This window comes from Lacticaseibacillus parahuelsenbergensis, from assembly GCF_030770265.1.
Lineage (GTDB): Bacteria > Bacillota > Bacilli > Lactobacillales > Lactobacillaceae > Lacticaseibacillus > Lacticaseibacillus casei.
Map to the genome: position 1 here is coordinate 2682885 of NZ_CP132482.1, position 11702 is coordinate 2694586.

The window sequence follows — 11702 nt, forward strand, 5'->3', positions numbered from 1 at the left end:
AAATCAATTAGAACACAAAGAATGCCCAAACCATTGCCTGCTAATCACTTCAATTCACCTATCTATCGGCATAATCGATTTGCGCTATTCGAACAACCCAGTCACTGCCATAAGGATACCCTGTCGCATCAACGGTGAGAACCTTTTTGTTTAGATCTTGCGTAAACGTCAACTTTTCTTGGTTATCCAGCCAGTGAATGGCTTTAATGGGTCGTGTAACACCAACAAAGGACCGCGGATTAACGCCTTCGCCACCAAGAACCACATTGTCGTTCCCCACGACCTGCAAATCAAAAACGCAAAGATAATCATGCTGAGGCGTTCTCAAAACAAAATCTCGTGTGCCATGTCCCGAGGTAATTTCAGTGGGACGTCCCTGGTACAAAACCGGTGCCGCCATCGCCGTCCAGCGTCCCAACAACGCCATGTAGGCTTTGGCTGTCATCGGGATGGCACCTTGACCAGTCAGTCCGATATTAACCAGAATGTTAGCCCCGATGTGCCGCGCATGGGCGACCGTTTCGATGATTTCCGCCGGTGATTTGTAATTCAGATCATTCGTGGCAATGCCCCAGTGTTGATTTAACGTTATTGAAATTTCCCCAGCAACATATTTTTCGTTAGGCGCACCGTGATAAATCTCATCAGGCGTTCGCCGTTCATACGTCACCACATCAATTTCGGGATCGCTCACTTGCCCACGATTTTTGAGTCCGGTGTTGTTGACGATAATGGCATCCGGTTGATATTTGCGAATCATGCCATAGAGCTCTGGCAAGTGCCAGTCTGCGTCTTTCTTATTCCAATTGCCGTCAAACCAAAAGCCGCCAATCGGGCCATAGTTTTGACAAAGTAATTCAACAGACGACTGTAAGTACCGCAAATACGCCGAAAAGTCCTTTTCGTATAAAGGTGAATGCCAGTCATACGTTGCCATGTAGAAAAATGGCAATAGCCCTTCTTTTTGACACGCTGCCACAAACTCGCCGATTAAATCCCGCTTAGCCGGTGTGTGCATGACATCAAAATCGCTCAAGCCTTTAGTGTCATATAGGAAAAAGCCTTCATGATGTTTTGTTGTCAAAACAATGTATTTTGCTCCCATCATTTTGGCGGCGTGGGCGATCTTTTCTGGATCGAACTCATTTGCCGTAAAACTGTTTTTCAATTTTTCGTAGTCATTTTGCGGCCGTTGATGGATGAATTCCGTCCATTCACCGACTGCCAATTGGGAATAAAGACCCCAGTGGATAAACAGCCCTAAACCAAGATCTTCATAACGTTTGATTCGTGGTAGTGGTTCTGTCATTTTGTCACCTCATTTGTCTTCCTTGGTACATATCCTAACACATTAGGTTGAACTTTTTAATGCTTTTGTTCTATTATACCTTTGTTAGAGTTAATCGCTTGCATCGCCTAAAATTTAGTATTTTATCTGCAAGTCCAAAGTATTGAAGTCGGCAAATTAATGTGCTACGATTTGCGCGTAAGCCAAGCTTAACACATTAAGTAAAACGAGGTGATTAATATGTATGTTCTTGTGAGTCATGGCAATTACGCTGAAGCTACTTTAGCAAGTTGTGAAATAATTGCAGGCAAACTGCCTAATTTCACAGCCATTTCTTTTCACGATCCAATGAGCGTAGCAGATCTGAGCGCGGCATACGCGAACGCTTTTTCCAAAGTAAAAGATCCTGCTGACTTCATTATCGTGACAGATATTCCAAATGGCTCGCCTGCGAACGCCGCTTTACAGTTCAAGCATCAGCACCCTGACATTCATGTTTTTTCCGGGTTGTCGCTGGGACTCGTCCTGGCACTGGCAACCGGGACGCCCATTGCAGAAGCACTTGAACAGTCCAAGGCAATTATCAAAGAACTTTCACTGCACAACGATCGTACCGAACTTTTGAAGCAAACGCCCGCCAATCCGGTCAAGGAAGTCAACGATACTGTCAATCCTTTAATCAATATTCGCGTCGATGCCCGACTCATTCACGGGCAAGTTGCAACGATGTGGACGCGAACGCTCAACGCCACGCGCATCATGGTGGTTGATACCAGATCGTCAAAAGCGAGGTCCAGAAGATGACTCTGAAAACCGCAGTTCCCGGCGGCGTTCATCTCAGTATCCTGACGCCAGCCGGAGCTGCGAAACGCATTTTAGCGGATCAATATCAAGGACAACGCGTTTTTCTGATCGTGCGCAACCCCAAGGCTTTACAAGAAATGGTAGCAGCCGGCGTCAAGCTCGATAGCGTCAATGTTGGCAATCTCTCTATGGCTGCAGGTGCCAAGCAAATTGCCAAAAGCGTTGCAGTGACCACCGAAGATGTCAACGTATTCGATTACCTGGCCGCTCATGGGGTCAAGCTCTATCACCAAATGGTTCCCAATGATCCAAAAGTTGATTTCATGCCATTACTTAAAAAAGGAGTGTGAGCCACATGGCAATTGCATGGTGGCAGATTCTGTTACTGACAATGCTCGCGTTTTGGATGATCATTGATCAGATAACTGTTGGAATTTTAACTAATTACCCCCTACTTTATGGCTTTGTTGCCGGCATCATCATGGGGGATGTCAAAACCGGCCTCGTTGTCGGGGCAACGTTGCAATTGATGGTGTTAGGTGTCGGTACATATGGCGGCGCCAGCATGCCAGACTTCATGACTGGCGCCATCATCGGTACCGCCTACGCCGTCATTTCCGGCAAAGGGATCAATTTTGCCATCGGCCTCGCTGTTCCCGTTGGCTTACTGATGGTTCAACTAGATGTTCTTGCCCGATTCACGAACACTTTCTTCCTGCACCGTGTGGATCGCTACATCGAAAAAGGCGACACGAAACATGTTGCCCGGAATATTGTCTACGGCGTTTTCCCTTGGGGCTTGTCGCGCGCGATCCCAGTGTTTGTGATGCTGTTGGTTGGCAACAGTGTCGTCCAAAAAGTGGTCAATGCCATGCCTGAGTGGCTTTCTAAAGGGTTAACAGCGGCGGGAGGCATTTTGCCGGTGGTCGGCATTGCCATTCTTCTACGGTTCTTACCAACAAAAAGATTTATTTCATACTTAGTGATCGGCTTCCTAGCCGCAGCCTATCTCAAAATTCCAATGCTCGGTGTCGCCTTACTGGGCTTGGCACTAGCGATTATTTACTACAAGCAAAGCGGTCATTCAGCGAGCAATGACCACGATCAACACGACACGCACAAAGGAGGTTTTGAAAATGCCATCGGCGAATACGAAGACTGATCAGCCTGTCAAACTAACCAAACATGATCTCTTTCAGGCAAACTGGCGCTGGCTATGGAGCAGCCAAATTTGTTGGAATTATGAACGGATGATGTCAACCGGTTATCTGTTTACCATGCTGCCAACGCTGAAGAAGCTGTACAAAAATGATCAAGATCTCATTGAAATGATGAAGATGCACAATCAATTTTTCAACACAAATGCTTATGTTGGTGGCTTCATCGTTGGCATGGACATGGCCATCGAGGAAAAGAAAGGCCGCAAAGCCGAAGAAACTGTCGCCGGGCTGAAGGCTGGTCTGATGGGGCCATTCGCTGGCGTGGGCGATACCATTGTCGGCGTCATTCTACCAACCATTTTCGGTTCTATCGGTGCTTACATGGGGTTGAAAGGCAATCCGACCGGTGCAATCTTATGGTTATTGGTTAACTTTGCCGTCCTGATCCTGCGCTTCTTTTTACTACCGCTGGGCTATTCGCAAGGTGAAAAATTAATTTACGCAGCTGGCGATAAGCTCAATCGCATCACCGATGCAGCGATCCTTCTTGGTGTCACCGTTGTCGGAGCCTTAATTCCCACCGTCGTCTCTGCCAACGTGCCACTTGTTTTCAAAACCGGCAAAGTCGTTTTGAAGGCACAGACGGTACTTAACCAAATCATGCCGTCGCTGGTTCCGGTGGCGTTGGTTGCATTAAGTTACTGGCTGCTTGGCAAGAAAAAGATGAATTCAACACGCCTCATTGTTCTGGTGTTGATTCTCGGCATTGTTTTAGGTGCTTTTGGGATTATTGGAAAGTCTTAAATTCTCGAATATTAGCCGGAAATCATCAAATTTATAAAAACGATTCTACGCATTTTGCACGATTAGCCAAAATGCGTAGAATCGTTTTTTATGTGTCAATGTCAATTTTTCTAACAATGAACGCTCTCGTTTTTATAGTTAACTAATAATATGATGAGCTTTTCAAATAATTAGGCTGCCGCATTATTAACAATTATTAACAATTGTAACTTTGATTAACCTAAGATACCAATGTGTTTCTGTATAGTACTATTTTAGATTGTTTATGATGCAAATTACTTTACCAAAAAGAACGAAACATGATACTCTTCTTGTGAGAAAGTGAATAAATGAACATTGCCCCTCGCTTTAAACAAGGAGAAGAGAAATGGAAAGAAAAGTACACTACAAAAGCTACAAGAGCGGCAAATTTTGGGTTGCCGCCCTCATTTCAGTGTCGCTCGGAACGGTTGGGGTTATTACCATTCCACAGATTTATGAGGCCGTACCGGTCTATGCGGATGCCAGCCCGACTGACGTTACCGCCACGGTTGATCCTAATGACTTCTTAAATTATTTCAAATTAGGTGGATCTACAGGAGCGGGTAAACAGCCAGCAATTCCCTATCCAGCCGGGCAACAAGGTTATCAGGTTCAGCTTACCGCTGATGCCCAAGGACAAGCAGGAAACGTTGCCTTAAAAACAAAAATCGATATGACGCAAAGTTTCACACTTACAGGTCGGCTTTATCTTGGCAAAAACGCTAAGGGCGGTGACGGTGTTGCTTTTGGTTTTGCCGATGCCAATCCTGGCGATATCGGTCAACCAGGTAATGCGTTCGGTATTGGCGGATTGCCGAGGGCGTTTGGGGTTAAATTCGACGAATATTACAACGGCGGTGGCGACAAATATGCTGCAGCAGATTTGGACCCAGGTGACTACCCTCAAATGCGAGTGGTTCATACGGGTCCAGGTGACAATCCAACACAGGTCGTGGGAGTCAAAGGTGCAAAAGGAGTGTTCTACAACAACATCCCCGCGCCAAATGGACAACATGTAGACCTGGTGATCACCTATGATGGCCAAACTAAACAGATGACCGTGAAGTATGGCACCGTGGGAATTACTTTCGATGCAGGCCCGTATATTAAAAACGAACAATTAGCCATGTTTCTCACTGGCTCAACTGGTGGCGTCACTAACCAGCATTTGTTCGATTTTCTAAAGTTCACATACACCCCAGGACTAAAAGCAGTTCAAGCCGATCTTAAAAACAGATTGCTCACTGAAGCAAACACGCAAAAAGCAGCAGTTAACGCTGATCCAACGTTAACAACTGACGATCGCAAGATTCAAACAGGCAGAATTGATGTTGCACTCAAAACAGGACAAGATGCGATTGATGCCGCAGCCACGACACCTGATGCGATTAACGCTTTTGATACCAACAAGCCCCTCATCCAAGCTGTACACACGCCCGGTCAACCGCTAGCAGATCGAAAAGCGGATAGAAAGGCCAAATTGCAGGCTGAGCATGACAAAATTGTAAATGACATCAAGAACGACCCAACCCTGACTGCTGCGGAGAAGCCGCTACAAATCACTAATGCTGATACAGCACTAACTAACGCTAATTTAGCAGTCGATGCTGCGACCGATGCAGATCATGTTGACTCAGCATTTTCAGATGGCATAACTGCGATTGATGGCGCTCATAAAACCGGCGCTACTCTTGACACGCAAAGAACAGCCAAAAAGGACGCATTAGATAAAGAAGCGGCCACGGTCAAGCAAGCCATTCAAGATGACGCCACCCTAACCTCAGCCGAAAAGAAAACCCAGTCAGACGCCGTTGATAAAGCCTTAACCGATGCCAAATCCGCCATCGACAATGCCACAACAGCTGACACGATCAACGCCGCTGCGGATACTGGTTTAGCCAATATTAGAAATGCCCACCAATCGGGTCCGTCCTTGGCTGACCAGCGCACCATCCAAAAGCAGGCGTTAAAAGCTAAACACGATCAGGTTGTCAATGACATTACCCTAGATCCAACATTGACGGCCGCCGAGAAGAAAACGCAAATCACTAATGCGGATCAGGCACTCACCGATGGCAATGCTGCCATTGACACTGCCGCCACAGCTGATGCGATCAACCAGGCAGCGACTGTTAGCCAAGCAAACATCGACAATGCGCATAAAGTCGGAAAACCGCTCGAGGATCAGAAAAACGCGCAGAGACAACGGCTGAACAATGAAGCCACTGCGGTTAAGAAAAAGATTCAAGATGATGTCACGCTGACAACCGCGGAAAAAAACCAACAAACCGCTAACGTTGACAAAGCACTGACAGACGGTTTAAACGCCGTCAACGCCGCAACCACCGCTGACGGCATCATTGCAGCCGGCGATGACGGCATTGCTGCTATTGATAAGGTTTATCAAACCGGCACACCCCTTGATGACCAAAAAACCACCAAGAAAACGGCGATTGATAACGCGGCCGCCATTGCCAAGAAAGCCATTCAAGACGACCCAACTTTAACAACGGCTGAAAAGAAGCTGCAAACTGATGCGGTCGACAAAGCTGTCACAGACGGCAAAAAGGCGATTGACGCCGCTACCAACGCGGATGACGTCAACAAAGCTGCCGATACGGCGATCACCACGATCAATCAGGCCCATCAGCCAGGAAAATCAATCGCCGACCAAAAAGAAGCCAAAAAAGCCGCCATCGACAATGCCGCAGCTGTTGCCAAAAAAGCCATTCAAGACGACCCAACCTTAACGACGGCTGAAAAGAAGCAGCAAACTGATGCCGTCGATAACGCCGCCGATGCCGGTAAAAAAGCTGTCGATGCTGCCACCAACGCGGATGACATCAACAATGCAGCTAACACCGCCATCACCGCCATCGGTAAAATCCATCAGCCTGGGAAATCGATCGATGAACAAAAAGACGCCAAGAAGACGGAACTTGACAATGAAGCGGCCAAGATCAAAACCGCGATTCAAGGCGACCCGACTTTGACCACCGATGAAAAGAATAAGCAACTAGATGCAGTTGACAAGGCCCTTGACGCCGGTAAGAAAGCCATTGACGCCGCAACTAACGCCGATGACATCAACACGGTTACTGATGCTGCTAAAATCAACATCGACAATGCCCACCAACCTGGCACTTCAATTGACGACCAGAAAAAGGCGCAGAAAGAAGCACTCGAAAAAGAAGCTAAGACCGTCAAAGAGGCCATTCAAAATGACCCGACTTTGACGACGGCTGAAAAACAACAGCAGACCGATAACGTCGATAAAGCGCTAAAAGACGCCGAAGCTGCCATTGATAAGGCCACAACCGCTGACGAGATCAACACCGCCACTGCCACTGGCAAAACCAACATCGACAACGCCCACAAGCCCGGCACCTCGCTTGACGACCAAAAGGCTGATCAAAAGAAGAAACTCGAGGACGAAGCTGCTGCAGTCAAAAAAGCTATTCAGGATGACCCAACGCTAACGACTGCCGAAAAACAACAGCAGACGGCCAACGTTGGCAAGGCGCTAAAAGATGCCGAAGATGCGATTGACGCCGCAACAAACGCGGATGGCGTCAATCAGGCATTTTCTGATGGTAAAGCCAAGATAGACGCGGCACATCAGCCCGGTCAAACGCTCGATGACCAGAAAGCTACTCAAAAGAAAGCACTTGAAGACGAAGCCGCCACCGTCAAAAAAGCGATTCAAGATGATCCAACCCTGACAACGGCCGAGAAGCAGCAACAGACCGACAATGTCGACAAGGTGTTAAAGGATGCAAAAGACGCAATTGACGCCGCCAAAGATGCCGACAGCATCAACCAGGCCTTTTCCGATGGTAAGCAAACTATCGACGCGGCGCACCAACCTGGCAAAACGCTCGATGATCAAAAAGCTGCCCAAAAGAAGGCTCTCGAAGATGAAGCAGCCACCGTCAAAAAGGCCATTCAAGACGACCCGACGCTGACAACCGCCGAGAAGCAGCAACAAACTGCCGATGTCGACCAAGCGTTGAAAGACGGGACAGCGGCCATTACCAATGCCACGAATGCTGACGAAATCAATCAGGCGTTCAACACCGGCAAGACGAATATTGACAATGCTCATCAGCCTGGCACCTCAGTCGATGACCAAAAAGCCAATCAAAAGAAGGCGCTGGACGATATTGCGGCCACAGTCAAGAAAGCTATTCAAGACGACCCAACCTTAACGACGGCTGAGAAGCAGCAGCAAACCGCCAATGTCGACCAAGCACTCAAAGATGCTAAAGACGCGATTGATGCGGCCAAAGATGCCGACAGCATCAACCAGGCATTTTCACACGGTAAGACGACGATCGAAAACGCCCATCAGCCGGGGCAAACACTTGATGACCAAAAGAATGATCAAAAGAAGGCCCTGGATGACGAAGCTACTAAGATTAAACAAGCTATTCAAGACGACCCAACCCTGACGACTGCTGAGAAAAACCAGCAAATTGCCGAGGTGGATAAAGCGGTCAAGGATGGCAAAGACGCGATTGACGCCGGAACAAACGCTGACGAGATCAACAAGGCCTTCACGGATGCCAAGAATAACGTTGACCAAGCCCACAAACCTGGCACGGCTGTCGATGATCAAAAGGATGCCCAGAAGAAGCTGCTTGATGATGAAGCAACCAAAGTCAAGCAAGCCATTCAAGATGATCCAACTTTGACGACTGCCGAGAAGCAGCAGCAAACCGATAATGTCGACAAAGCGCTCAAGGATGGCAAAGCGGCCATTGATGCGGCCAAGAATGCTGACGAAATCAATCAAGCCTTTGACACCGGCAAGACCAACATCGACAACGCTCATCAACCAGGCGCAAGTATCGATGATCAAAAGGCCGCCCAGAAGAAGTCACTGACCGATGAAGCCGCTAAAGTTAAACAAGAAATTCAAGACGACCCTACCCTCACCACCGCTGAAAAGCAGCAGCAAACCGATAATGTCGATAAAGCACTGAAAGATGGTGAAGCGGCCATTGACGCGGCCAAGAATGCTGACGAAATCAACCAGGCTTTTGATACCGGCAAAGTGAACATCGACAACGCCCACCAACCGGGTACCAATCTCGATGATCAAAAGGCCGCCCAGAAGAAGTCACTGGCCGATGAAGCCGCCAAGGTTAAACAAGAAATCCAAGACGATCCGACCCTAACCACGGCGGAGAAAAACCAGCAAACTGCCAATGTTGACCAAGCACTCAAAGATGGCGAAGCTGCTATTGATGCCGCTAAAAACGCCGATGAAGTCAATGACGCCTTCAACACGGGTAAAATCAACATCGATAATGCCCATCAACCAGGCAAAACGATTGACGATCAAAAGACCCTTCAGAAAAAGTCGTTGAACGATGAGGCCGCCAAGGTGACCCAGGAAATTCAAAACGACCCAACCTTGACAACTGCTGAAAAGCAAAAGCAGATACAAGATGTTGCTGACGCCCTCAAAGCCGGCGAAGCTGCCATCGACGCGGCCACGACTGCTGATGAAGTCAACCAAGCCTTTGACATCGGTAAAATCAACATCGACAATGCTCACAAGCCCGGCACAGCAGTCAATGACCAAAAAGATGCTCAGAAGAAGTCACTTGCTGAAGAAGCCGCCAAAGTTAAACAAGAGATTCAAGATGATCCAACCTTAACCACAGCGGAAAAGAATCAGCAAGCTGCCAATGTCGACCAAGCGTTCAAAGATGGTGAAGATGCCATTGACACCGCGACCAATGCCGATGACATCAACAAAGCGTTCGACACCGGCAAAATCAACATTGACAACGCCCATCAACCGGGTAAGTCTATCGATGATCAAAAGAATGCCCAAAAGAAGCTTCTGGACGAGGAAGCTACCAAAGTTAAACAGGACATTCAAAATGATCCGACGCTGACTGCCGTGGAGAAACAGCAACAAACAGAAAACGTCGACAAGGCGCTCAAAGACGGCAACGCTGCGATTGACGCCGCAACCAATGCCGATGACATCAACAAGGCGTTCGAGACTGGCAAAACCAACATCGACAACGCCCATCAACCGGGCACAAGTCTCGATGGCCAAAAAGAAGCCCAAAAGAAGTCACTGGCCGATGAAGCCGCTAAAGTGAAGCAGGAAATCCAAGATGACCCAACGCTCACAACCGCGGCGAAACAACAGCAGTCAGAAAATGTTGATGAAGCCCTCAAAGATGGCGAAGCGGCGATTGATGCGGCGACGAACGCCGATGACATCAACAAAGCGTTTGGCACTGGCAAGATCAACATCGACAACGCCCACCAGCCAGGCACCGCTGTGAGCGATCAGCAATCCGCCCGGAAGAAGGCCCTCGATGAGGAAGCTGCCAAAGTTAAACAAGCGATCCTTGATGACCCGACCCTAACAACGGCCGAAAAGCAACAACAAACTGCCGATGTTGACAAGGCTCTCAAAGACGGCAAGGCAGCCATTGATGCGGCGACGAACGCTGATGCCATCAACAAGGCGTTTGAGACCGGTAAAATCAACATCGACAACGCTCATCAACCAGGCAAAACGATCGATGAACAAAAAGCCGCGCAGAAGCAGTCACTTAATGAAGAAGCCGCTAAAGTTAAGCAGGACATCCAAAATGATCCGACGCTGACCGCCGCGGAAAAGAAACAGCAAACCGAAAACGTCGACAAGGCGCTCAAAGATGGCACTGCAGCCATTGATGCCGCCACCACTGCCGATGAAGCCAACCAAGCATTTGCTACCGGTAAGATCAATATTGACAACGCGCACCAACCGGGAACCAAGCTTGATGAGCAAAAGGCCGCCCAAAAGCAATCGCTGGCCGATGAAGCCACCAAAGTTAAAAAGGAAATCCAAGCCGACCCGACCCTAACGACAACCGAAAAGCAGCAACAGTCGGAAAATGTTGACAAAGCACTGGTAGACGGCCAAAAGGCAATCGATCAAGCGCAGGATGCCGATAGCGTCAACACGGCATTTGCAACCGGCAAAACCAATATCGATGCTCAGCATCAACCTGGCAAATCATTGGCAGACCTGCGCTTGGCAGCAGCCGCCGAAATTGACAAAGAAGCGGCCAAAGTCAAACAGCAAATCGACAACGACCCGCTGCTAACCGATGCCCAGAAAGCCGAACAAAAAGCCAACGTGGATCGCGAAGCAGCACTGGCGAAGGAAGCATTGGCGCAAGCAACTGATGCAGAGACTGTCAATGCTGCACTTGCTGACGGCATCACGAAAATCGACGCCCAGTACGTACCAAGCACAGCCCCAGCCCCCGATCCAACACTAGGGCCGATAACGGTTGATCCACGCCCGACGCCGACCCAGCCACTATCAACCACGCAAGCGCCAACCTCCCCATTGCCACGAACCGGCGAAAAACCAGCGACCGGCTTAGCTGCTCTAGGTGCGTTCATCCTAAGCATGTTCGGCTTTGCGCTAACAGGTAAAAAACGTAAACGTTCTTAACGTAAAGACACCAGAAAACCCTCCATAAGTAACCCAACAAGCCCCCTGATCGAAATGCCATAACGGCGCTCGACCAGAGGGCTTGTTTCATTCCAAGTTACCGCTTCTGTCATTCGACAAACGGCGATTTGGTAACGTACGAAAG

General features: G+C 48.5%; 4 protein-coding genes and 1 pseudogene. 4 read left to right on the top strand and 1 reads right to left on the bottom strand.

The genetic code is table 11. From position 1 onward, the window contains the following. Positions 1-58: 58 nt before the first annotated feature. Positions 59-1309 (bottom strand): alpha-L-fucosidase, encoded by a 1251-nt coding sequence (locus LACPH_RS12520; RefSeq protein WP_306387042.1) that lies wholly within the window; start codon positions 1307-1309, stop codon positions 59-61. A 219-nt stretch (positions 1310-1528) separates the two neighbouring features. On the opposite strand from LACPH_RS12520, the pseudogene LACPH_RS12525 reads away from it, so the two are divergent. The 4 genes and pseudogenes from LACPH_RS12525 to LACPH_RS12540 all read left to right on the top strand — a co-directional run bounded on the left by LACPH_RS12525 (position 1529) and on the right by LACPH_RS12540 (position 11557). Continuing rightward, positions 1529-2442: pseudogene (locus LACPH_RS12525) on the top strand (PTS sugar transporter subunit IIAB). 5 nt (positions 2443-2447) lie between these two features. After that, positions 2448-3254, top strand: coding sequence for a PTS mannose/fructose/sorbose/N-acetylgalactosamine transporter subunit IIC (locus LACPH_RS12530; RefSeq protein WP_087912927.1), 807 nt, complete (start codon positions 2448-2450; stop codon positions 3252-3254). After that, on the top strand, positions 3229-4056 hold the full coding sequence (locus LACPH_RS12535) for a PTS system mannose/fructose/sorbose family transporter subunit IID (RefSeq protein ID WP_070651396.1): 828 nt from the start codon (positions 3229-3231) through the stop codon (positions 4054-4056). Before LACPH_RS12530 ends, LACPH_RS12535 begins: the two co-directional genes overlap by 26 nt. 367 nt (positions 4057-4423) lie before the next feature. Beyond that, positions 4424-11557, top strand: coding sequence for a DUF1542 domain-containing protein (locus LACPH_RS12540; RefSeq protein WP_274785127.1), 7134 nt, complete (start codon positions 4424-4426; stop codon positions 11555-11557). The last annotated feature ends 145 nt before the right edge of the window (positions 11558-11702 follow it).